The organism is Glycomyces salinus, assembly GCF_016428645.1.
GTDB classification, from domain to species: domain Bacteria; phylum Actinomycetota; class Actinomycetes; order Mycobacteriales; family Micromonosporaceae; genus Glycomyces; species Glycomyces salinus.
In genome coordinates, this window is the sequence record NZ_JAELXW010000059.1 from 24,941 (window position 1) to 47,787 (window position 22,847).

General features: G+C 71.0%; 15 protein-coding genes and 1 pseudogene. 8 read left to right on the plus strand and 8 right to left on the minus strand.

The annotated features are described in order from the left end of the window. Positions 1-90: 90 nt before the first annotated feature. The gene (locus JFB92_RS16315) at positions 91-2,226 is read right to left on the minus strand and encodes an alpha-galactosidase (RefSeq protein ID WP_199041111.1); all 2,136 of its coding nucleotides are present in this window, start codon (positions 2,224-2,226) and stop codon (positions 91-93) included. Beyond that, complete coding sequence (locus JFB92_RS16320; RefSeq protein WP_199041114.1) at positions 2,223-3,476, minus strand: ROK family transcriptional regulator; 1,254 nt, start codon at positions 3,474-3,476, stop codon at positions 2,223-2,225. The genes JFB92_RS16315 and JFB92_RS16320 overlap by 4 nt, the downstream gene beginning before the upstream one ends. A gap of 139 nt (positions 3,477-3,615) precedes the next feature. On the opposite strand from JFB92_RS16320, the gene JFB92_RS16325 reads away from it, so the two are divergent. From JFB92_RS16325 to JFB92_RS16360, 8 genes are read left to right on the plus strand one after another with little or no spacing between them, the layout of a single operon-like run. Next, on the plus strand, positions 3,616-5,295 hold the full coding sequence (locus tag JFB92_RS16325) for an ABC transporter substrate-binding protein (RefSeq protein WP_199041117.1): 1,680 nt from the start codon (positions 3,616-3,618) through the stop codon (positions 5,293-5,295). Positions 5,296-5,323: 28 nt separating this feature from the next. Next, the gene (locus JFB92_RS16330; RefSeq protein ID WP_199041120.1) at positions 5,324-6,313 is read left to right on the plus strand and encodes an ABC transporter permease; all 990 of its coding nucleotides are present in this window, start codon (positions 5,324-5,326) and stop codon (positions 6,311-6,313) included. 14 nt (positions 6,314-6,327) lie between these two features. Next, positions 6,328-7,341 carry an ABC transporter permease gene (locus JFB92_RS16335; RefSeq protein WP_199041123.1) on the plus strand — a complete coding sequence of 338 codons (1,014 nt, stop codon included), beginning with the start codon at positions 6,328-6,330 and terminating at the stop codon, positions 7,339-7,341. 5 nt (positions 7,342-7,346) lie between these two features. Continuing rightward, entirely contained in the window at positions 7,347-8,234 is an 888-nt protein-coding gene (locus tag JFB92_RS16340; protein ID WP_199041180.1) for an ABC transporter ATP-binding protein, read from the plus strand. Beyond that, positions 8,231-9,139 (plus strand): ABC transporter ATP-binding protein, encoded by a 909-nt coding sequence (locus JFB92_RS16345; protein WP_199041126.1) that lies wholly within the window; start codon positions 8,231-8,233, stop codon positions 9,137-9,139. The genes JFB92_RS16340 and JFB92_RS16345 overlap by 4 nt, the downstream gene beginning before the upstream one ends. Beyond that, complete coding sequence (locus tag JFB92_RS16350) at positions 9,139-11,238, plus strand: beta-galactosidase (RefSeq protein WP_199041129.1); 2,100 nt, start codon at positions 9,139-9,141, stop codon at positions 11,236-11,238. Before JFB92_RS16345 ends, JFB92_RS16350 begins: the two co-directional genes overlap by 1 nt. Beyond that, positions 11,235-13,754 (plus strand): glycoside hydrolase family 2 protein, encoded by a 2,520-nt coding sequence (locus JFB92_RS16355; protein ID WP_199041132.1) that lies wholly within the window; start codon positions 11,235-11,237, stop codon positions 13,752-13,754. The genes JFB92_RS16350 and JFB92_RS16355 overlap by 4 nt, the downstream gene beginning before the upstream one ends. A gap of 15 nt (positions 13,755-13,769) precedes the next feature. Beyond that, positions 13,770-15,893, plus strand: a complete 2,124-nt coding sequence (locus JFB92_RS16360; RefSeq protein WP_199041135.1) for an alpha-galactosidase — start codon at positions 13,770-13,772, stop codon at positions 15,891-15,893. A gap of 285 nt (positions 15,894-16,178) precedes the next feature. Here JFB92_RS16360 and JFB92_RS16365 read toward each other — a convergent pair whose 3' ends face one another. The 6 genes and pseudogenes from JFB92_RS16365 to JFB92_RS16390 form a co-directional block, all read right to left on the minus strand. Beyond that, entirely contained in the window at positions 16,179-16,910 is a 732-nt protein-coding gene (locus tag JFB92_RS16365; protein ID WP_199041138.1) for an HAD family hydrolase, read from the minus strand. Between the two features lie 135 nt (positions 16,911-17,045). After that, complete coding sequence (rbsD, locus tag JFB92_RS16370; protein ID WP_199041154.1) at positions 17,046-17,438, minus strand: D-ribose pyranase; 393 nt, start codon at positions 17,436-17,438, stop codon at positions 17,046-17,048. Further along, a complete protein-coding gene (locus JFB92_RS16375) occupies positions 17,435-18,316 on the minus strand; it encodes a ribokinase (protein WP_199041156.1) in 882 nt (293 codons plus the stop codon). Before JFB92_RS16375 ends, rbsD begins: the two co-directional genes overlap by 4 nt. Further along, positions 18,317-20,234, minus strand: a pseudogene (locus JFB92_RS26985) (ABC transporter permease/substrate-binding protein). Next, complete coding sequence (locus JFB92_RS16385; protein ID WP_199041159.1) at positions 20,227-21,726, minus strand: sugar ABC transporter ATP-binding protein; 1,500 nt, start codon at positions 21,724-21,726, stop codon at positions 20,227-20,229. The pseudogene JFB92_RS26985 and the gene JFB92_RS16385 overlap by 8 nt, the downstream one beginning before the upstream one ends. Beyond that, a complete protein-coding gene (locus tag JFB92_RS16390; protein ID WP_199041162.1) occupies positions 21,723-22,727 on the minus strand; it encodes a LacI family DNA-binding transcriptional regulator in 1,005 nt (334 codons plus the stop codon). Before JFB92_RS16390 ends, JFB92_RS16385 begins: the two co-directional genes overlap by 4 nt. Between the last annotated feature and the right edge of the window lie 120 nt (positions 22,728-22,847).

The following is a 22,847-nucleotide window of genomic DNA, read 5'->3' on the forward strand; positions in this document are numbered from 1 at the left end:
GGACTTCGCCTTGCACGGCCGCCGGTACGGAACACCATACTTGAGCCGGTGAAGGCGCACTGGTGTCAATGCGGCGGCCGTAGAGCGGCCTCAGTCAGAGGTCAGGTGCAGTATCAGCGCTTGGACTGGCCAGAGTGTGGGGAGTTGGAGGCCGATGTGGGTCAGGACGCGGCCGGTGGCGGTGACCGGTTCGCCGCCGAGCCAGGCGGGGGTGGTCCAGCCCCATTTCGCGATGCCGGTCTCGTCGCGCACGTGCACGGTGTAGCGCCGCGCCGAGTCGAGGCCGGGCAGCCGCAGCCGTTCGGACTGCATCTCCTCCAGTGAGGCGACGGTCGCGACGGTGAAAACCGCCTGTGAGCGGTCGGGGGCGATGACGCCGCGAGCGCGCAGGGCCGGGTCGACCGTGTCGGGGTGGACGACCGTGCCCGAGTGGAGCAGCGGCCGCAGTTCCCTGTAGAGGTCTGCGAAGGCGGTGATCTGGGCGGTCTCGGCCTCGTCGCAGGCCAGCAGGTCCCATTCGAAGCCGGACGAGCCCTGCAGCGAGGTCGCGATGCGGTAGGTCAGGTCGGTGGCCCGGCCCGAGGAGTGGGCCGGGGAGGGCCCGACGTGCGCGCCGATCAACTCCGGGGGGAGCACCAGTTCGGTCCAGCGCTGTATGTCCTGGCGTTCGACCGGGTCGTTGGAGTCCGAGGCCCACACCCGGTCGGTGTATTCGAGGATGCCGAGGTCGGTGCGCGCGCCGCCGGAGGAGCAGGACTCGATCTCCAGGCCCGGATGGTCGGCTTTGAGGGCGGCGATGAGTCGGTAGGCCGCCCTGGTCTGGGCGTGCGTCCCCGGATCGCCGTCGTGAACCGGCTCCACAAGGTCGCGGTTGTGGTCCCACTTCACGAAGTCGACGCCGAGTCGGCCGATCACGGCCGACATCTGCGTGTGCACGTGATCGAACGCGGCCGGGTTCGCCAGATCCAAAACGTACTGCGTACGGAATGACAGGCCCTCGGGGGCTGGGACCGAGGCGGGGTTGGCCAGGAGCCAGTCGGGGTGGGCGCGGGCGGTGTCGGAGTCGAGGTTGATCATTTCGGGTTCGAACCAGAGCCCGAACTCCATCCCCAGCGAATGCACGAGCTTGGCGAGGGGCTCCAGGCCGTCGGGCCAGGCTTCGGGGTCGACCTCCCAGTCGCCGAGCCCGGCCTTGTCGTCGCGGCGGTCGTGGAACCAGCCGTCGTCGAGGACGAACCGTTCGACCCCGACCTCGGCGGCCTTGCGCGCGAGCGCCTCCAGCCGCTGCGGGTCGTGGTCGAAGTAGACGGCCTCCCAGGTGTTGAGCACGAGCGGGCGCGGCGCGGCCGGGTGCTGGTCCCGCGCGCGCATCCAGGTGTGGAAGCGCTCGGCGATGCCGTCGAGGCCGGTGGCCGACCAGGAGAAGTAGGCGGTCGGCGCCTGGTATGCGGCACCGGGTGCGAGTCGGATTTCGGCGGGGCGGAGCAGTTCGCCGGCGCCCAGCACCGTGCCGTGCTCGGGGAGGTGGTCGGTGCGGTGGCGGAGGTCGGCGCTCCAGCCGAGGTGGACGGCCCAGACTTGTCCGGTCCGATTGCGCGGCTCGCCCTCTGAAGCGAGGGTGGTCCAGGGGGTGTCGTGCCCGGCCCGGCCCCGCCGGGTTTCGCGGGTGGTCGTCCCGCGCGGCATCGGGGCGGTCTGCGGCGTCTTCTCGCGGGACCAGCGGCCGGAGAACGATGTGAGGCGGTCGGCCGCCTTCGGGACCGGGAGGGTCGCTTCGAGCCACGCCACGTCGAGGGTCCCGGTGCCGGTGTTGGTCACTTCATGGTCGACCAGGACCAGCCCGCCAGCGCCGATCTCGACCCGGGAGCGCAGGGCGAGCCCGGCATCGTCATCGGTGGCCGTCATCTCGATGGCCGTCTCACCGTCGGGTTCGGTCCGGGCGGTCCAGCGGGGGAAGACCGGGCGGCCGTCTCTGGTCGTGAGGAGGCCGGGTCGGCCGGACCAGCCGTCCGATTCCTGGGGGAGGAGCGGGAGCCGCCAGGCGGCGTCGAGGGTGCCCGGTGCGGTTTGGCGGCTGGTGGCACGGTCCAGAGCGACCAGATCGGCCTCGGACAGCGGGCCGAGGTCGGGCCCCCAGTGGACCACGCAGGGCAGACCGGTCTCGGGGTGAGCCAGAATCAATGCGACGCCGTCACGACGCAGTACGGTCCAGGTCTCGATGTTCACGATGCTCCTTTATGGGGTTCTTTCGGGACAGGAGAGATGCCGGTTCCGGTCTCTTGCGTTCCAGACGGCATCGTACGCAGTACGTGGAGGGCGCCGCCGATGGCGGCGGCGGTGTCGACGTTGGTGGAGATGAGCACCTCCGGCCGGCTCAGCGCCCGACTGAGCGCGCTCTGCTCCAGCTCGGCCGCCACATGCCGCCGGTACAGCGTCCCGGCGGTGAGGAACGCGGGGCCGGCGAGCACGACGGTGTCGAGGTCGAAGAGGTTGACGAGGGTCACCGCGGCGCGCCCGATCGAGGTCGCGGACCGTTCCAGCAGCCTGCCCGCCTCCCGGTCGCCGGAGCGCCAGGCGCGCGCGATGCGCTCGAAGTCGGTGAGCGTGCCCTCCGGCGCGCCCCGGACGCCGATCCGTTCGGCCAGGTCGGCCTCGGCCAAGACCTGCTCCACCACCGCTCGCGGCCCGGCCTCGGCCTGCGCGCAGCCGCGATTGCCGCACACGCACTCGGTGCTCCCGCCGTTGAGCACGACGTGGCCGATCTCGACCGTGTTCGAGGCGCGGCCGCGGTAGATCTCGCCGTCGACGATGACGCCGCCGCCGATCCCCGAGGCCATGTAGACCAGTCCGAAGGTGGCGGTGGGCACCGCTCCGGCCCACTGCTCGCCGAAGGCCGCGGCGGTGGCGTCGTTCTCCAGCAGCACCGGCGTCCCCAGCCGCTCCGAGAGCCTGCCGGTGAGCGGGAACTCGAGCCACGCGGGATCGGGCTGGGCGGTCAGCAGCACCCCGCGTTCGCGGTCCTGCGGGCCGTGGGTCACCAGCCCGACGCCGAGCACGCGATCGCGCCCGACCGCGGCGCTGCGGAGCAGGTCGGCGACATGGTCGGCGAGCGCCGCGATGGTCCGCTCCGGGCCGGTGCCGCCGGAGCCGCGCAGACTGGCCCCGGCGATCCGGTTCCCGGCGAAGTCGAGCACGACGATCGTGGTGGTGGTCCGGTCGACCTGGATGCCGACGGCGTACCAGGCCTCCGCGTCGAGTTCGAGGAGCCGCCGGGGCTGCCCGCGGCCCTGCTGCTGGTCGCGCCCGACCTCGCGGACCAGGCCGTCCTCGATCAGACGACGCACCGCGTGGGTGATCGTCCCCGCCGTCAGGCCCGACCGTTCGGCCAGCTCGACGCGGCTGAGCGTGCCCTGCGTGCGCAGGAGGTCGAGCATGCGGCCGGCCGTCGATACGTGGCCCTGACCGGGACTGAGCATGCGGTACTCCTCTCCGACGCCTATCCGAATTTCTTCTTGACTACTTAAATTTAACCGGTTAATAATAGAACGGACGCCTAGGACGGGCGTCACCCCTCCAGTTCGCGGGCGAAGAGGCCCCGGACGCGAAAGGACGAAGATGTCATTCACGAATCGAACGCGCCGCCGGCTCGCGGCGGCGATCGGGAGCGCGGCCGCGGTCGGCCTGGCCCTGAGCGCATGCTCGGGTTCGAGCGACGGCAGCGGCTCCGGAGAAGCCACCACCCTGATCACCACCAGCCAGGCCGGCGATATGCAGGTCAACTTCAACCCCTTCTCGCCCTCGCGGATCGGCGGCCTGGGCACCATCTACGAAACGCTGTTCTTCTACAACAAGGCCCAGGTGTCCGACCCCGAACCGCTCCTGGGCACCGAGCACTCGTGGAACGACGACGGCACGGAACTGGCGATCACCCTCCGCGAGAACGTGACCTGGAGCGACGGTGAAGCGTTCACCGCCGACGACGTCGCCTTCACCTTCGAGATGCTCAAGGAGCACCCGGCGATCAACAGCCAGGGCTACGACGGGAACGCCGAAGCCGTCGACGACACCCACGTCGTCTTCACCTTCGAGGAACCGGCGTTCGTCAAGGGCCCGGACCTGCTGAACACGGCCATCGTTCCCGAACACCTCTGGAAAGAGATCGACCCCGAAGAGGACGTCGTCGAGGACCCGATCGGAACCGGCGCCTACACCCTCAAGGAGTTCAAACCCCAGGCATTCACGATCGAGGCCAACCCGGACTACTGGGGCGGCGAACCCGAGGTCAAGGAGGTTCGCACGGTCGCGCTCTCGGGCAACCAGGCGGGCGCCGACGCGATCGCGGCCGGAACCGCCGACTGGATCACCAGCCCCATCCCCGACATCCAGAACACCAACGAGAACTTCCCCGACTACGAGCACTACACCCAGTGGCAGAACCAGATGGTGCTGGCCACCTGCTCGAGCGCGGACATGGGCTGCGAAGGCCCCCAAACCGACCCGGCCGTGCGGCATGCCCTCTACTACGCGATCGACCGCGCACAGCTGAACAGCCTGGCCTTCCAGGAGACCGCCAGTGAGATCTCGCCTTCGTTCGCGCTGACGCCCAGCCAGGACGAGTTCGTCTCCGACGCCGTCACCGAGAAGATCGCCCCGATGGACCCCGACGTGACCCGCGCCGAGCAGATCCTCGAAGACGCCGGATGGGCCAAGGGCGATGACGGCGTCTACGCCAAGGACGGCGAGAAGCTGTCGCTCACCGTCGAGGTCGTCTCCGGCTGGACCGACTACATCACCGCCGTCGACACCATCAGTTCGCAGGCCGCCGAGGCGGGCATCGAGATCGAAGCGGCCCAGTCCTCGTGGAACGAGTGGACCGAGAAGAAGGGTTCGGGCGACTTCGAGCTCGCCATCGACTCCCTATGGCAGGGCCCCGCACCGGACCCGTACTACCTGTACACCTACTTCTTCGACTCCGGCACCGGCGCCGAAGTGGGCGAGTCGGCGGGCAACAACTTCTCCCGATACGACAACCCCGTCGTCGACGAAGCACTCGACGAGATCGCGAAGCTCTCCCTCGAGGACGACGCCGCGCGGCAGCTGCACTTCGACACGATCCAGTCCGAGATCGTCGGGGACATGCCCTACATCCCGGTCCTGACCGGCGGCACCACCAGCATCTGGAACACCGCGAAGTTCACAGGCTGGCCCTCCGACGAGGACCTGTACGCCTTCCCCGCGGTCTGGTCGGCGTTCGACGCCGCCGAGATCTACAAGCGGCTCGAGCCGGCGAGCTAGTCGCCCCCGGCCCCGAAGGAGAAGACTGTTGAGCTATTTCCTGCGCAAACTCGGCTTCTACGCGGTCGCCCTGTGGGCCGCGCTGACGCTGAACTTCGCGATCCCGCGGTTGCTGCCCGGCGACCCGGTGGACATCCTGCTCGCCAAGCTGCAGCAGCGCGGCGGCACGGTGAGCCCGGAGACGAGGGAGGCCTACAGCCTGCTCCTCGGGGGCGACACCACCGAGCCCTTGTGGATGCAATACGTCGACTACCTGAAGAACCTGTTCCGCGGCGACCTCGGCGTCTCGGTCAGCTACTACCCGGCCGAGGTCTCCGACGTGATCAGTCAGTCGCTGCCGTGGACGGTGGTGCTCGTCGGCCTCTCGACGATCCTCGCCGCCGTCCTCGGCGTGACCCTCGGCGCGTTCGTCGGCTGGAAGCCGGGCACTTGGCTCGACTCGCTGGTCCCGGCCACCACCCTGCTCGCGGCGGTTCCGTACTTCTGGCTCGCGCTCATCCTCACCTACCTGCTCGCCCGGGTCCTGGGCTGGTTTCCGATGCAGGGAGGCTACGACGTCACCCTGTCCCCGGGCTGGAACGCCGAGTTCATCGGCTCGGCGATCCACTACGGATTCCTGCCCGCGCTCACCATCGTGCTGGCCTCCCTCGGAGGGTGGCTTCTGGGCATGCGCAACATGATGGTGTCCACCCTCTCGGAGGACTACGTCCTCACCGCCGAAGCGAAGGGCCTGTCGCCGAGGAAGATCCTGCGCTCGTACGCCTCGCGGAACGCCGTCCTGCCGTCGGTCGCGGGATTCGCGATCTCGCTCGGCTTCGTCGTCTCCGGCTCGGTGATCACCGAACAGGTGTTCTCCTATCCGGGCATCGGCTCACGGCTGCTCGGCGCGGTCCAGAACAACGACTACGCGCTCATGCAGGGCGTGTTCCTCTTCATCACGCTCGCCGTCCTGGGCGCCAATCTCGTGGTCGACATGCTCTACGGCGTCATCGACCCGCGCACCCGCGCCCGGTCCTGAGATAGGTGCAACTCATGACGAATCCGAAAATCCCCGACGCTCCGCCGCCCGGGACCGGCGACGAGAGCCGAGTGTCGGACACGCGGCCGAAGTCCGGATTTCGGATGCTGCTGCCGACCATGACGCCCTGGCTGGCAGTGGGCCTGATCCTGGTAGTCGGCATCACCGTGTTCGGCGTCCTCGCCCCGTTCCTGGTCGGCGACCCCGACCAGATCAGAGACCAGGGGCTGTCCGGACCCAGCGCCGAGTTCCCGTTGGGCACCACCCAGACCGGGCAGGACGTGCTCGCTCAGCTCGCCTACGCGACGCGCGGCTCCCTTCAGATCGGCCTCATCGTGGGTGTGCTCGCCACGATCCTGTCGTGCTTCTTCGGCATCTACGGGGCCTATCGGGGCAGGCTCGTCGACGAGGCGTTCTCGCTGCTTTCCAACGTCTTCCTGGTCATCCCCGGCCTGCCGCTGGTCATCGTGATCTCCGGGTTCGTCCCGCGCGAGAGCCGCGGGCTGTGGACGATCGCGGTGGTCCTGGCCGTCACCGGCTGGGCCGCCTCGGCCCGCGTGCTGCGCGCCCAGACGCTGTCGGTCCGCAATCGCGACTACGTGGCCGCCTCCAAGGTCTCCGGCGAACGCCCATGGCGGGTCATCCTGGTCGAGATCCTGCCGAACCTGCTGCCGGTCATCGCCTCGCAGTTCGTCTTCGCCGTCATCGCTGCGATCCTCGGTGAGGCGGGGCTGTCGTTCATCGGCCTCGGCGCCTCCAACTCCTCGACACTGGGAACGATGCTCTTCTACGCCCAGAACGGCTTCGCGCTGCCGTTGGGCGCCTGGTGGTGGTTCGTGCCGCCAGGGCTGATGATCGCCCTGTTCGGCATGGGTTTGTCCATAGTGAACTTCTCGATCGACGAGATCATCAACCCCAAGCTCAAGAACATGCGGCTCCACCGCAAGCGCGCCCGCAAGGCCGCGAAGCTCGAACGCCGGCTCGCGCAGCACCGGGCCGTCCCCGACCCAGAGGAGTCCGGCCGATGACGACCATGTCCGAAACCGCCCGAGCCGAGCGGCTCGCCGTCGCGCAACCCGTCCTGACCGTCGCCGACCTCACCGTCGTCTACGAGGTCGAAAAGCCGGTCACGGCCGTCCGCGATGCCGACCTGACCCTCCACCGCGGCGAGATCCTCGGGCTCGCGGGCGAATCCGGCTGCGGCAAGACCACCCTCGCATACGCGGTCAACCGCCTCCACCGCCCGCCCGCGCGTATCGCGTCGGGCCGGATCACCTTCCACGACCGGTCAGGCGAGGACATCGACATCCTCTCGCTGAAGGAGGCCGACCTGCGCCTCTTCCGCTGGGAGAAGCTCTCCATGGTCTTCCAGGGAGCGATGAACGCGCTCAACCCGGTCACCTCGGTCAGAGCCCAGCTGCGCGACACGCTGCTGGCCCACCGGCCCGGCATGTCGCGCGCGGAGGTCCGCGAACGATCGGCCGACGTCCTCGAACGCGTCGGCGTCGACCCGGTCCGGCTCGGCTCCTACCCGCACGAGCTGTCCGGCGGCATGCGCCAGAGGGTCATGATCGCCATGGCGATGCTGCTGGAACCGCAGATCATGGTCATGGACGAGCCGACCACCGCCCTCGACGTGGTCGTGCAGCGCGACATCCTCCGCGAGATCGTGCGCCTGCGCGACGAACTGGACTTCGCGGTCGTCTTCATCACCCACGATCTGCCGCTGCTGCTGGAGATCTCGGACCGGATCGCCGTGATGCTCGACGGCGAGATCGTCGAGCTCGACACCGCCGACCGCCTCTACCGGGACGCGAGGCACCCCTACACCCGCAAGCTCCTCGGCTCCTTCCCGAGCCTGTCGGGCACGCGCGGGTCCTTCATCCGAGACGGCGTCGACCAGCCCGAGGAGCCATCATGACCAGCGTCCACGTGACCGACTTGGTGAAGGACTACAAGCTCCGGTCGGGCCTGAAGCGGACCCGCCTGCGCGCGGTCGACCACGTCAGCCTCGAACTCGTCCCCGGCAGGACCGTCGCGCTGGTGGGGGAGTCGGGCTCCGGCAAGTCGACGATCGCCAAGATCCTCACCAGGATGGAGCGTCCCACCTCGGGAACCGTCGATGTCCGGCTCGAGGACGGCACCGCCGTCGACGGCGCGGCCTACCGGCGCGAAGTGCAGATGGTCTTCCAGGACCCCTTCGCCTCGCTGAACCCCTTCCACTCCATCGAGCACCACATCGCCCGCCCGCTGCGCATCCACAAGCGCACCGGCACGAACGAGGAGACGCACGCGCGAGTGATCGAGATGCTGGAGCGGGTCAACCTCTCCCCGGGCGAGGACCTCGCGCCCCGCCGACCGCACGAGCTGTCCGGCGGCCAGCGCCAACGCGTCGCGATCGCCCGCGCCCTCGCCCCAGGCGCCCAGGTGCTCATCGCCGACGAGCCGGTGTCCATGCTCGACGTGTCGATCCGCCTCGGCGTGCTCAACCTGCTGGGGCGGCTCCAGCGCGAGGACGACCTGGCCGTCCTCTACATCACCCACGACCTGGCCACCGCGCGGCACTTCTCCGACGAGATCGTGGTGCTCTACCGCGGCCGCGTGGTCGAGCGGGGCCCGTCCGACGCGGTCATCCTGGACCCGCGCCACGACTACACCAAGCTGCTGGCCCAGGCCGCGCCCGACCCCGAGCGCCCGGGCCGCCTCGCGGCCGACGCCGGACCGGTCGACCGCGACGCCATCGACAACGGCCGCTGCTACGACCACTTCGCCGGGCAGTGGCGCGACGCCGGAGTCCCGACCGAATCGAAGGAGCGAAGCGCCTGATGGAGACCGGAACACCCGACTTCGTCCCCGCCGTCGTGCCCGCCCGGCCCGGCCCGGGACCGACCCCGAGGCTCGCCGACGGCCTGGCCTACGGTGGCGACTACAACCCCGAGCAGTTCCCGAGGGACGTGTGGGACGAGGACGTGCGGCTCATGCGCGAGGCCGGGGTCAACCTGGTGACCCTCGGCGTCTTCGCCTGGGGCACCGTGGAGACCGCCGACGGCGAACGCGACTGGACCTGGATGGACGAGGCGGTCGACCTGCTCGAACGGAACGGCATCGGCATCGACCTGGCCACCCCCACCGCGGCCCCGCCGCAGTGGCTGCTGACCGCCCACCCCGAGATCGCGCCGGTCCTGGCCGACGGCTACCGCGAACCCGCCGGCGGACGCAACGCCTGGTGCCCGGCCTCCCTGCTCTACCGCCGCCACGCGCTGCGGCAAGTCGAGTCGCTCGCCGAACGCTACGGCCGCCACCCGTCCGTGCGGCTGTGGCACGTGGGCAACGAACTCGGCGGCGGCAACGCCCGCTGCCACTGCGAACGCTCGGCCGCGGCCTTCCGCGAATGGCTCGCGCGCCGCCACGGGAGCCTGGAGGCGGTCAACGCCGCCTGGGGGACCGAGCAATGGGGACACCGCTACGGCCGTTGGGAGGAGGTCATGCCCCCGCTGGGCCGCCACGGCGCCCCCAACCCCGCGCTGTTCCTGGACTACGAGCGCTACTCCTCGGACGCGCTCCTGTCGCACTACCTGGCCGAGAAGGAGGTCATCGAACGGCATTCGGACGTCCCGGTCACCACCAACCTGATGGTCGGCGCCGGAGCGCAGGTGGTCGACTACGCCTCCTGGGCCCCGCACACCGCCGTCGCCGCCAACGACCACTACACGAGCGTGGACGATCCGCTGCGAGAACAGGACCTGGCCTTCTCCGGCGACCGGATGCGCGGCATGGCCGCCGACCGCCGCCCCTGGCTGCTCATGGAGAGCTCCACCGGCGGCCCGAGCTGGCAGCGCCGCAACCGCGCCAAGGACCCCGGCGAGATCCTCCGGCACTCGCTCGGCCACGTCGCCCGCGGCGCCGACGGCGTCATGTTCTTCCAGTGGCGCGCCTCCACCTCGGGCGCAGAGCAGTTCCACTCGGCGATGCTGCCGCACACCGGCACCCGCTCACGCGTGTGGAAGGAGGTCGTCGAGCTCGGCGCCCGCCTGAAATCGCTCGCGGAGATCCGGGGGACGCGGGTCGAGGCGGCGAAGGCCGCGATCGTCGTGGACGATCCGGCCGGCTGGGCCCTCCGGCACGGCCTCAAACCGCACCGCGACCTGTCGTACGGACGCGAACTGCGAGCCTGGCACCGGGCCCTGTGGGACCGGCAGGTCCTGTGCGACGTGGTGCCGCCCGACCGGGACCTGGACGGCTACGATCTGGTGATCGTACCGAACCTGCTCGTGGTCGACCGGGCCGCAGCCGACCGGCTCAGCTCCGTCCCCGAACGCGGCGGCACCCTGCTCGTCACCTACCTCTCCGGCATCTGCGAGGCCGACTCCAAGGTCATCACCGGCGGCTTCCCGGGCGCCTTCCGCGACGTCCTCGGCGCCTGGAGCGACGAGTTCTACCCGCTCCAGGAAGGCGAGGCTGTCGAACTCGACGACGGCACCGCCGTGACCGACTGGACCGAGCGGGTCCACCTCGACGGCGCCGAAGCCGTCGTCCGCTACGCCTCCAGTTCACTGGCGGACGGCCCGGCCGTCACCCGCCGCGCGGTCGGCGGAGGCGCCGCCTGGTACGTCTCGGCGCCGCTGGCCGCCGAGTCCGCCGACCGCATCGCGGCCCGCCTGATCGCCGACGCCGGTCTGGAGCGCGCCGCCGAGGCCGAACCCGGCCTCGAAGCGGTGCGCCGCACCGGCCCCGGCCGCTCCTACCTGTTCCTGCTCAACCACGACGACACCGACCGTACGGTCGCCGCCGAGGGGCACGACCTGCTCTCCGGCGACCGCGTCGGACCCGAGACGACCGTCCCCGCCGGAGGCGTCCGCGTGCTCCGCGAACCGGTTCGCCAACCAGGCCACCACGCTCCCGACCACATTGAGGACCGACCGTGACCCAGCTGCCATCGACCTTCCGCGCCCTCCACGAGGGCTGGACCCTCACCGCCGCCGAGCTCTCCCCGGAGGCTCCCGGACCGGTCGCCGCCGCGCTCGCCGAGGGCGTGGACGCCGCCGTTCCCGGCGAGGCGCACCTGGACCTGAACCGGACCGGCCTCATCGACGACCCGTTCGACGGCGACAACGAAGCGGCCCAGCAGTGGATCGGCGACACCTCATGGCGGTTCGCGACGACCTTCACCTGGACCGACGACGGATCGGACCGCCACGACCTCGTGGCGCACGGTCTCGACACGGTCGCGACCGTCGAGCTCAACGGCGTCGAAATCGGACGCACCGAGAACATGCACCGCTCCTACCGGTGGGACGCGCGCGAGGCACTGCGCGAGGGGGACAACACCCTCACCGTCACCTTCGCCGCCCCGGTGCCCGAAACCGACGCCCGCGCCGCGCGCGACGGAGCGATGCCGCAGGTCAACCACCACGAGTTCAACCAGATTCGCAAGATGGCCTGCGCCTTCGGCTGGGACTGGGGCATCGACGTCGCCGGGGCCGGGATCTGGAAGCCGATCGGGATCGACTCCTGGTCGAACGTGCGGATAGCCGCCGTGCGGCCCCTGGTCGGCATCGACGGCACGGACGGCACTCTCGCCGTCCACATCGACATCGAACGCGGCGGCGCCGAGACCGAGGTCCCGGTCGCCGTCACCGTGACCGGCCCCGACGGCGAGACCGTGACCGCCGCCGGGACCGTCGCCCCCGGAACGGCCTCGGCCGTGGTCCACGCGGCAGTGCCGGACGTCGAGCGCTGGTGGCCGGTCGGCTATGGCGACCAGCCGCTGTACGACGTCACCGTCAAGACCGGCGATGCCGCGTGGACCGGCCGGGTCGGCTTCCGCACCGTCGAACTCGACACCGCCCCCGACGAGCACGGCGCCCCGTTCAACCTGAAGGTCAACGGCGAACGCGTCCTCGTGCGCGGCGCCAACTGGATCCCCGACCACGCCTTCCTCACCGAGATCGGCCGCGACCGCTACGCCCGGCGCGTCACCGACGCCCTCGAGGCCAACATCAACCTGCTGCGCGTGTGGGGCGGCGGCATCTACGAGTCCGAGGACCTCTACGACCTCGCCGACGAGCACGGGCTATTGATGTGGCAGGACTTCCTGTTCGCCTGCGCCGCATACAGCGAGGACGAGCCGCTGCGCACCGAGGTCGAAGCGGAGGTGCGCGAGAACGTCACCCGCCTGTCGGCGCACCCGTCGCTGGTGCTGTGGAACGGCAACAACGAGAACATGATGGGCTGGCTCGACTGGGGCTGGGCCGGAGCGCTCGCCGGGCGCGGCTGGGGCGACCACTACTACACCGACCTGATCCCGCGCCTCGTGGCCGAACTCGACGGCACCCGCCCGTACACCCCGGCCAGCCCGTTCTCCTTCGGCGACTACCGCAACCCCAACGACGAACGCTACGGCTCGGTCCACATCTGGGACGTGTGGAACCGCGAGGACTACACCGTCTACGGCAAGTACAGGGCCCGCTTCGTCGCCGAGTTCGGCTTCCAGGCCCCACCGGCCTGGTCCACCCTCACCAGGGTCGTCCACGATGAACCGCTCGACCCGTTCGGCCACCAGATGCTCGTCCACCAGAAGGCGAACCTCGGCAACGCCAAGCTTCAGCGCGGCTGGTCCGGGCACCTTCCCGACCCGGAGTCCATCGAGGACTGGCACTGGACGACCCAGCTGAACCAGGCCCACGCCATCAGGTTCGGCGTCGAGCACTTCCGGTCCATGACCCCGCACAACACCGGCACGGTCCTGTGGCAGCTCAACGACAACTGGCCCGTCGTCTCCTGGGCCGCGGTCGACTTCGACGAGCACCGCAAGCCGCTGTGGCACGCCCTGCGCGACGCCTACGCCCCGCGCTTGGCCACCCTCCAGCCGCGGGCCTCGAAAGAGGCGTGGGCGAACGCTTGGGAAGGCACGGAACCCGAGCCCGACACGCTCGCGCTCGTCCTGGTCAACGACACCGGCCGGGCCTACGAAGGTTCGTTCACCGTCACCCGGGAGGGCTTCGACGGCACCGTGCTCGCCAAGACCGTGATCGAGACCCGCGTCGAGGCCCGCGGCGCCGCCACGTTCGCCGTCCCGGCCGAGGTCGCCGCGTTCGACGACCCGCGCTCCGAAGCGATCGTGGCCGAGCCGGACGCGGAGGCCTCCGGCTTCGCGACCGCGTTCCGCTACGGCGCCGAGATCGTCGACCAGCACCTGGAGCCGCGGCCGCTGCGCGTCGAGGCCGAGCCCGCCGAGGGCGGCTGCCTGCTGCGCGTGACCGCGAACTCGCTGGCCCGGGACGTGTTCTGCCACGCCGACACCGTGGACCCGGGCGCCTCGGCCGACGGCGGCATGTTCACGCTGCGGGCGGGCCGGGAGGCCCGGATCCGCGTCGACTCGCCCGCCGGCGACCCCGACGCCTTCGCCGCGGCCGTGCACTGCGCCAACGACCTGCTCTAGCGAGGAGAAGCGAACGTGACACTGCGATGGTCCTACGGCGGCATGGAGCTGGAGCTCGCGACCGGGCCCGGCGCGCCCGTGGCGATGCGGTCGCTGCGGCGCACCGCGGACGCCCCCGGGCCACCCGCCGCCGGTGCCCCGCCGCTGGTGGAGGTCCAGGCGCTCGGGCACGGGCGCTTCCCCGGCAGCCACCGCTACACCTCCACAGTGGTCGGATCGCGTCTGCGCTACGAATCGCACGAGACCACCGAAGGCGCGCTGCGAATCCACCAGCGCGACAAGGTCACCGGACTGCGCGCCACCAGCGTGCTCCAACCGCTCGGCGGCGCGCTCCGCGCCTGGACGGTCCTGCGCTCGGGCGAAGCGCCGATCACCGTCCAGGCGGTGACGTCCCTGGTCCTGGGCACGTTCGTCACCGCGGACACCGCCGTCGAGGATCTGGACGTCCTGTGGGGCGACAGCGACTGGGTCGCCGAGTCCCGCTGGAACCGCGCGCCGCTGCGCGAGGTCGGACTGCCGGCGATGGATCCGGCCGTCCACCACCACCTCAACCGCGCCCGGATGGCCGTCACCACCCGCAGCTCCTGGTCCACCGGCGAACGCCTGCCGACCGGCCTGATCGTCCGCCGCGACGGCGGCCCGGGCCTGGCCTTCCAGATCGAGCACAACGGCGCCTGGCACTGGGAGATCGGCGAGGACCGCGAGGGCGCCTCGCTGGCGCTGCTCGGCCCCACCGACGCCGAACACCAGTGGACGGTCGAACTGGCCTCCGGTGAGGAGTTCACCTCTGTCCCCGTGACCGTTGCGCCGACCGGCGGCGACGGCGACCCGGTCGACCAGGCGCTGTCGGCCCTCACCGGCTACCGCCGCGCGCTCGTGGCCCGCACCGGCACCGCCGCCCACGACCGTCCGCTGCCGGTGATCTTCAACGACTACATGAACACCCTGATGGGCGACCCGACCACGGCCAAGATCCTCCCGCTGGCCGAGGCGGCCGCCCGAGCCGGGGCGGACTGCTACTGCATTGACGCCGGCTGGTACGACGACGACGCGGGCGGCTGGTGGGATGCCGTGGGGGAGTGGCGGCCGAGCGCCTCGCGGTTCCCCGGCGGCCTCGAAGCAGTGCTCGACCGCATCCGCTCCCTCGGCATGGTCCCGGGCATCTGGCTGGAGCCCGAGGTCGTCGGCGTGCGATCCCCGCTCGCGCGGACCCTGCCCGACGACGCCTTCTTCCAGCGCGGCGGGCACCGGGTCGTCGAGCACGGCCGCCACCAGCTCGACCTGCGCCACCCGGCAGCTAAGTCGCACCTCGACGGAGTGGTCGACCGGCTCGTCGCCATGGGCGTCGGATACTTCAAACTCGACTACAACATCATGCCCGGCCCCGGCACCGACACCGGCGGACTCGCCCCCGGCGCGGGCCTGCTGGAGCACTGCCGGTCCTACCTGGCCTGGCTCGACGGCGTGCTGGCCCGGCACCCGGGCCTGCTGATCGAGAACTGCGCCTCCGGCGGCATGCGCGCCGACTACGCCACGCTCTCCCGCCTCCACATCCAGTCGACATCGGACCAGCAGGACCCCCTGCTGTACCCGCCGATCGCCGCCGCCACACCGGCATCGGTGCTCCCCGAACAGGCCGGCCACTGGGGCTACGCCCAGCCCGAGATGAGCCCCGAGGAATCGGCGTTCACCCTCGTCGCGGGCCTGACCGGACGCCTCTACCTCTCCGGCCACCTGGCGTCCATGGACCCGGACCAACTCCGGCTCGTGGCCGACGCCGTCGCGGCGCACCGCGAACTGCTGCCGTTCACCGCCCGGGCCGTCCCCTCCTGGCCCCTGGGCCTCGAACACCGCGGCCCCTGGCAGGCCCTTGCCCTGCGCGAAGGGAACACCGCGGTCCTGACCGTCTGGCGCCTGCCCGGCGCGCCCTACTCCCTCGAAGTGCCGCTGCCCGCGCTGCGCGGACACGAACTCGCCCACGAACAGCTGTTCCCGGCCCCCGCGACGCCCGGCACGGGCCAGTGGGACCTCGCCTGGAACGCCGAGACCGGCCTGCTGCGCGTCGAGACCGACGTCCCGGCGCCCACCGCGCGCGTCCTGCGCCTGAGCCCGGCCCCCGCACCGAAGGAGCGCCCTTGACACCCTGGCCCCGCCTGCGGACCCACCGGGCCTGGCTCGACGGCGAATGCCGACGGCTGCTCGCCTTCGGTGCACGGGCCTCGCTCCCCGACGGAGGCCCCGCCTACCCCGGCGCCGACGGCCCGACCGCCCGCGACACCCTCGCGGCCCCGACCGGCGAACAGCTCCGCCAGGCCGCCGCCTGGCAACCCGTGCCGCCGCGATCACCGTCTCCCGCCCGGGAGCCGACCCACCCACCCGAACAGAACTCGTCCCCCTGCACGAACCCGGCGTCGTGTTCTCCCTCTAGCGCTCCGGTTGTGACTCCGAGTCCAGCGCGGCGAGGGCGGCCTGGAGTTCGTTCAGCGATTGAATGACGCGAATATCGGCGTCGACCGCGGCGGCGACGCCGTCGTTCACCCGGTCGAGCCAGAAGCCGTGGAGTCCCGCGCGACGCGCTCCTACCGCGTCGGTCTCGTAGTCGTCTCCGACGTAGGCCGTCTCATGTGGCCGAAGGCCGAGCGAGGCGCAGCCGGCGAGGAAGATGCTCGCCTCGGGTTTGGCGGCGCCGTGCTGATCCGAGCATATGAGCCGGTCGCCGAAGTAGGAACGGAGTCCGATGGCGTCGAGTTTGCGGCGTTGATGGTCGACCGAGGAGTTGGAGACCACGCCCAGCCGAAAATCGGGCGCGAGCTTCTTGAGCGCGGACTCGGCGTCGGGGAACGGTGTCCGGGTCGTATGGCGGTGGGCCTGGTACCCGGCGAACCACGCGGAGCACTCCCTGTCGGAAAGACCGGCCCCGGCGGACGCACCGAGGCGGACGAGGAAATCCCGAGCACGTTCGCGCTGCTGCGAGGCGAAGCTGATTTCGCCGCTCAAAAAGCGGCCATAGTGCCGCTCCCGGACCTCCCGCCACAACCGGACCGCCGCGGCACCGCCGCCGAACCGGTCCAGCAGGCCCCGCATCCGCAGATAGGCGAGTAGACTGTCGGCCTCCGACCCCGAGTCGAACAACGTGTCGTCAATATCGAAAAGCACACCCCGGATCGGCATGAGGTCGCTCCCACCGGTCGAAGGATCGGATTCCGCTGCGGTGCATCGCGAGCAGGAGCGCAGCGGATGCGGACCGATCCTAGGATAGCGTCGCCCCGAGAATCTGAATCGCCCCTGGCTCTATCCGAAGGGGACGCCGCAGCGTAGGAGGACGTTGGCGTACGGGCGGGCCTCGCCGGTGCGGACTATGAGGCGGGCTCGGGCCGACCTGGTCTTCAGTTCCTCGTGCGGTATGTGGGTCAACTGTGGCAGGCGTTCGGCCAGGAGCGCAGCGCATTCGGGGTTGGCCTCGGTGACCTCGGAGGCGGCGGTGGCGCCCTCGACGACGATCTCGGTGAGGAGGCCGCCCAGGACGTCGGTGAAGGACGGGATGCCCGCGGTGAAGGCGAGATCGACCACCGGCACGCCGCCCGGCCGCGGCATGCCGCTGTCGCAGACGAGCACCTCATCGGTGTGGCCGAGGAGCGCGAGGGCCCCGGCCAGTTCGGCGTTGATGATTCCGGTTCGCTTCACGGCAGGTCCTCCATGCGGGGGTACGAGTCTTGAGCGCCCTCCCGGGTGACGGCGAAGGCCCCCACTCGAGTGGCGAACGCGGCGGCGTCGGCGAGCGCGTCGCCTTCGGCGAGCCGCCAGGCGAGCGCCCCGGTGAACGCGTCGCCGGCTCCGGTGGTGTCGACCGGGTCGACCTTCGGGCTGGGCAGGTGCCGGGTCGACCCCGCCTCGGCCGCGATCGCCCCGTCCGCGCCGAGGGTGACGATCGCCGACCGGGGACCGCGCGCGAGCAGCGCGGCCGCCGCCTCCTCCATCGACCGCGGCATGGCCCTGCCGAGCAGCCGCGCCGCCTCGTGCTCGTTGACGACCAGCGGGTCGCACAGCGCCAGCAGCTCGTCCGGCACCGGGCCGGGCGGGGACGGATTGAACACCAAGCGCCGGGCCGCGCGGGCGGCGGCGAGCACCGCGGGGAGCGGGATCTCCAACTGGAGCGAGACGACCGCGGCGTCGGCGATGATCGCGCCCGCCGCCGCGACGTCGCCCGGCCCGACTCGGCCGTTGGCGCCCGGGGAGACGACGATGGTGTTGTCGCCGTCCGGGCCCACCGCGATCAGGGCGGCCCCGGAGGCCCCGTCCGAACGGCGCAGACCGGCCAGGTCCACGCCGTCCCGGCGGAGCGCGTCGCCGAGGAACTCGCCGTACGGGTCGGATCCGACGCGGCCGACGAAGGCCACGTCGGCGCCGAGCCGCGCCGCCGCGACGGCCTGGTTGGCGCCCTTGCCCCCCGGATGGACGACGATGTCCGACCCGTGGACGGTCTCGCCGACCTCCGGGTGGCGTTCGACCCGCACGACCAGGTCGGCGTTGGCCGAGCCGACCACGGCGACGCGCTTCGGCATCTACTCCTCCTTGAAGTCGCCGACGTTGTCGGCGGTGACGATCTGGACCGGCACGTCCTGGCTGGCGTCGATGGTCTCGCCGTCGGCGGCCGCGACGGCGCTCTCCACCGCGTCGGCGCCGAGCAGCGCCGGCTGCTGGGCGGCGGTGGCCGCGAGCGTCCCCTCCTCGATCGCGGTGAAGCCGTCCGGTGTGCCGTCGAAGCCGACGACCTGCACGTCCGTGCCGGCCCTGTCGCCCAGGGCCTCGATGGCGCCTAGGGCCATCTCGTCGTTCTCGGCGAAGACGCCGGTGATGTCCGGGTTGGACTGGAGGATGTTGGTCATCACGTCCAGGCCCTTGGCGCGGTCGAAGTCGGCCGGCTGCTCGGCGACGACCTCGATGCCGTCGTGCTCGGCGATGCCCTCGGTGAAGCCCTGCCCGCGGTCGCGGGAGGCCGAGGTCCCTGGCACGCCCTGCAGGACGGCGACCTGGCCCTCCCCGCCGATCAGTTCGGCGAGCTCGTCGGCGGCGAGCCGGCCGCCTTCGACGTTGTCGGAGGCCACGGTCTGGGCCAGCTCGGCCCCGTTGACGGTCCGGTCGGCGGCGATCACCGGGATGTTCGCGTTGGTCGCGGCGGTCACCGCGGTCGCGGCGGCGTCGGAGTCGACCGGGTTGATGACGATCGCGTCGACGTTCTGGCTGACGAAGTTCTGGACCTGGTCGAACTGCTGCGAGGCGTCGTTCTGCGCGTCGGTCACGGTCAGTTCGACGCCGAGCTCGTCGGCCTTGGCCTCAGCTCCGTCGCGGAGCTGGACGAAGAACGGGTTGTTGAGCGTCGAGACGGACATGCCGATCTCGACGGTGTCCTCGTCGCCGTCGCCGGCGCTGCCGCAGGCGGTGACACCGAGCAGGAGCGCGGCGCCGAGGGCGATTGGTGCTGTACGCTTCATGGATCTTCCTTCGTTAGACGGACGCCTTGCGGCGCAAGGTGTCGAGCAGTACGGCGAGGATGATGACCACGCCGATGACGACCTGCTGCCAGAACGCCGACACCGACAGCAGGTTGAGGCCGTTGCGGAGCACGGCCAGGATGAACGCGCCGATCAGGGTGCCGAACGCGGTGCCTTTGCCGCCGGACAGGCTCGCGCCGCCGATGACGACGGCGGCGATCGCGTCCAGCTCGTAGCCCGTGCCGGCCTGGGGCTGCGCCGAGGCCAGCCGACTGGCCAGGACGATCCCGCCGACGGCGGCGAAGCCGCCGGAGAGCGCGTAGGCCACGAACTTCTGCCGGGTGACCCGGATGCCGGAGAGGCGGGCCGCCTCCTCGTTGCCGCCGATGGCGTACATGGCTCGGCCCGAGTACGTGCGGGACAGGATCACCGCGGCGAGGGCCCCCATCCCCAGCATGATGAGCAGCGGTATCGGCAGGTAGGCGCCGATGTTGCCGCCGAGGGAGGCGATCGCGTCGGGCATGGCGATCGGGCTGCCGTCGGAGACGACCAGCGCGAGACCGCGCGCGATGCCGAGCATCGCGAGCGTGGCGATGAACGGCGGGAGCTTGCCGTAGGCGATCAGCCCCGCGCTGGCGAGCCCGCACACGATCCCGGTGGCGAGCGCCATCAGCAGCGCGAGCGGCCACGGCAGGCCGAATTCGGCGGACATTACCCCGAGCACGATCGCCGACAGCGCGGCGACCGAACCGACCGACAGGTCGATCCCGGCGGTGACGATGACGAACGTCGCGCCCAGGGCGAGGATCGCGATAACGGCCGCCTGGACGCCCACGTTGAGCAGGTTCGTGGGGTTCAGGAAGTCCTCGGACATCACCGCCAGGACGGCGACGAGGACGATCAGGCCGATGACGGCGCCGTTCTCGGCGGCCCAGGCGGTGATCTTCGACGGGCGCTTCGCAGCGCCGACCAAGGTGGCCTCAGACATGGGCTTCCTCCATTCCGCTCACTGCGAGCGTCATCACCGAGTCCTGGGTCGCCTCGGCTGCCGGGAGCTCCCCGGCCAGGCGTCCCCTGGACATGACCAGGACGCGGTCGCTCATGCCGAGGATCTCCGGCAGGTCGCTGGAGATCATGAGGATCGCGTGCCCGGACTCGGTCAGGGCGTTGATGAGTTGGTAGATCTCGACCTTGGCGCCGACGTCGATGCCTCGCGTGGGCTCGTCGAGGATGAGCACACTGGACTCGGCCAGCAGCCATTTGCCGATGACGACCTTCTGCTGGTTGCCGCCGGAGAGGGTGCGGACCCGCTGTCCGAGGCCGCTCATCTTGACGCCGAGTTGCCCGGCCACCCGGTCCGCGGCGTCGCGTCGGCCCTTGCGGTTCACGAAGCCCGCGCGGGCGCCGTGGCCGAGGGTGACGATGCCGAGGTTCTCGGCGATGTCCGCGTCGAGGACGAGCCCCTGGGACTTGCGGTCCTCGGGGACGAGCCCGAGGCCGCTCTCCATCGCCGCGTGCACGTCGCCGGCGGGCAGGGGCCTGCCGCGGACGAGCACGCGGCCGGAGTCGTAGCGGTCGGCGCCGAACAGGGCGCGGGCGACCTCGGTGCGCCCGGCGCCGACCAGTCCGGCGACGCCGACGACCTCGCCCGCCCGGACCTCGAACGAGACGTCCTCGAACGCTCCGGCCCGCGTCAGCCCCTCCACCTGGAGCAGGGGCTCGCCGGCCTCGGCGGCCTCGCGCGGGTACTGCTGCGAGATCGACCGCCCGACCATCATCGTGATCAGCTCCTCTTCGGGAGCGGTGGCGGGCGCGCCGCCGACGACGCGGCCGTCGCGCATGACCGTGACCCGGTCGCCGATCCGCGGGATCTCCTCCAGGTGGTGGGTGATGAAGACGATGCCCACGCCCCGGTCCCGCAGGCGGTCGACGAGCGCGAAGAGCCGGTCGACCTCTCCGGTGGTGAGCACCGCGGTGGGCTCGTCCATGATGAGCACCCGCGCGTCGAGCGCGAGCGCCTTGGCGATCTCGACCAGCTGCATCTGGGCGATGCCGAGCGTCGAGGTCCGGCGGGCCGGGTCCAGGTCGAGGCCGACGCGGTCGAGCAGTTCTTCGGCCTCGCGACGCATCCGCTTCCGGTCCACCAGTCCCCACCGGCGCGGCGGCCGCCCCAGCATGAGGTTCTCGGCCACGCTGAGCTCGGGGACCAGGTTGAACTCCTGGTAGATGGTGGCGATCCCGAGCCGCTGGGCCTCGGAGGCCGAGGTGATGCGCGTCGGTGCGCCGTCGACGAGGATGCTCCCCTCGTCGGGCTGGTGGGCCCCGGAGAGCATCTTGATCAGCGTGCTCTTGCCGGCGCCGTTCTCGCCGACCAGGACGTGCACCTCGCCGGGGCGCAGGTCGAAGTCGACGCCGTCGAGCGCGCGGACGCCGGGGAAGCTCTTGCCGACCCCCTCGACCCGCAGCATGGCCTGGCTCATGCGATCTCACCTTCCTCGCCACATGACTTCCGGGGGATGAACTGGGCGTGCAGCGTCGTCGACTCGGGCTCTCGGCCGTCGAGCAGGTCCAGCAGGACCGCCACGGCGCGGTGGCCGAGTTCCTCGGTCGGCTGCGCGATCGCGGTGATCGGCGGGTCGACGTGCACGAACCACGGGACGTCGTCGTAGGAGGCCAGTCCGACGTCCCGGCCGAGCCGCAGGTCGCGGCCGCGGATCTCGTCGAGCGCGCCGAGTGCCATGAGGTTGTCGCCGGCGAAGATCACCTGCGGCGGTTCGGGGAGCGACAGGAGCCGCACGGTGCTGGCCCGTCCGCTTTCGGCCTGGAAGTCCCCGGTCTCGACGTATTCGGGCCGGATCTCCATGCCGTGCCGGCGCATCGCCGCGAGGAACGCCTCGGTGCGGTCGCGGCCGGAGGACAGCGAGTCGGGCCCGGAGATGTACCCGATCCTGCGGTGGCCGAGCCGCGCCAGATGCGCGACGAGTCCGTCGATCGCGCGCGCGCCGTCGACCCGCACGGTCGGAACGGCCAGGCCCGGGAGCGTGCGGTCGAGGAACGCCAGGGGCCGCCCGTCCACCGCCAGTTCGGTGATCGAGGGGGTGACCTCGGCGGTCGGGCAGATCAGGAACGCGTCGACCTGCTGCTCGGCGAAGGTGCGGACGTAGTGGTCCTGCTCCTCGGCGCGTTCGTTGGCGTTCCCGATCACGACCGTGTAGCCGGCCTCCCGCGCGGCCTGCTCGACCGAGCGGGCGAGCGCGGTGAAGAACGGGTTGAGGATGTCGCCGATGATCAGGCCGATCGTCTTGGTCGCGTCGGTTCGCAGCGAGCGCGCGACGGCGTTGGGCACGTACCGCAGCTGCGTCATCGCCTCGACCACGCGGGCGCGGTTCTCCCCGCTGACCCTCGGGTTGTCGTTGATGACCCGGGACACGGTGGCGACCGAGACACCGGCTCGCGCCGCGACGTCCTTGATCCGAGCCATCCGCACACTCCTTCGTGTAATCGATTACTCGAGATCCTACGTAATCGATTACACGATCGTCAAGTCGCCGACACCGCGAATTTTCCTTCGGTCCGACGCCCCGGTCCAGCAGCGCTTAAG

Bases quoted from the DNA above. Each gene is read 5' to 3' on its own strand.
- JFB92_RS16335 (WP_199041123.1), top strand. From the start codon at position 6,328: ATGACGAATCCGAAAATCCCCGACGCTCCGCCGCCCGGGACCGGCGAC.
- JFB92_RS16325 (WP_199041117.1), top strand. From the start codon at position 3,616: ATGTCATTCACGAATCGAACGCGCCGCCGGCTCGCGGCGGCGATCGGG.
- JFB92_RS16350 (WP_199041129.1), top strand. From the start codon at position 9,139: ATGGAGACCGGAACACCCGACTTCGTCCCCGCCGTCGTGCCCGCCCGG.
- JFB92_RS16385 (WP_199041159.1), bottom strand. From the start codon at position 21,726: ATGAGCCAGGCCATGCTGCGGGTCGAGGGGGTCGGCAAGAGCTTCCCC.
- JFB92_RS16320 (WP_199041114.1), bottom strand. From the start codon at position 3,476: ATGCTCAGTCCCGGTCAGGGCCACGTATCGACGGCCGGCCGCATGCTC.
- JFB92_RS16390 (WP_199041162.1), bottom strand. From the start codon at position 22,727: ATGGCTCGGATCAAGGACGTCGCGGCGCGAGCCGGTGTCTCGGTCGCC.
- JFB92_RS16375 (WP_199041156.1), bottom strand. From the start codon at position 18,316: ATGCCGAAGCGCGTCGCCGTGGTCGGCTCGGCCAACGCCGACCTGGTC.
- JFB92_RS16345 (WP_199041126.1), top strand. From the start codon at position 8,231: ATGACCAGCGTCCACGTGACCGACTTGGTGAAGGACTACAAGCTCCGG.
- JFB92_RS16340 (WP_199041180.1), top strand. From the start codon at position 7,347: ATGTCCGAAACCGCCCGAGCCGAGCGGCTCGCCGTCGCGCAACCCGTC.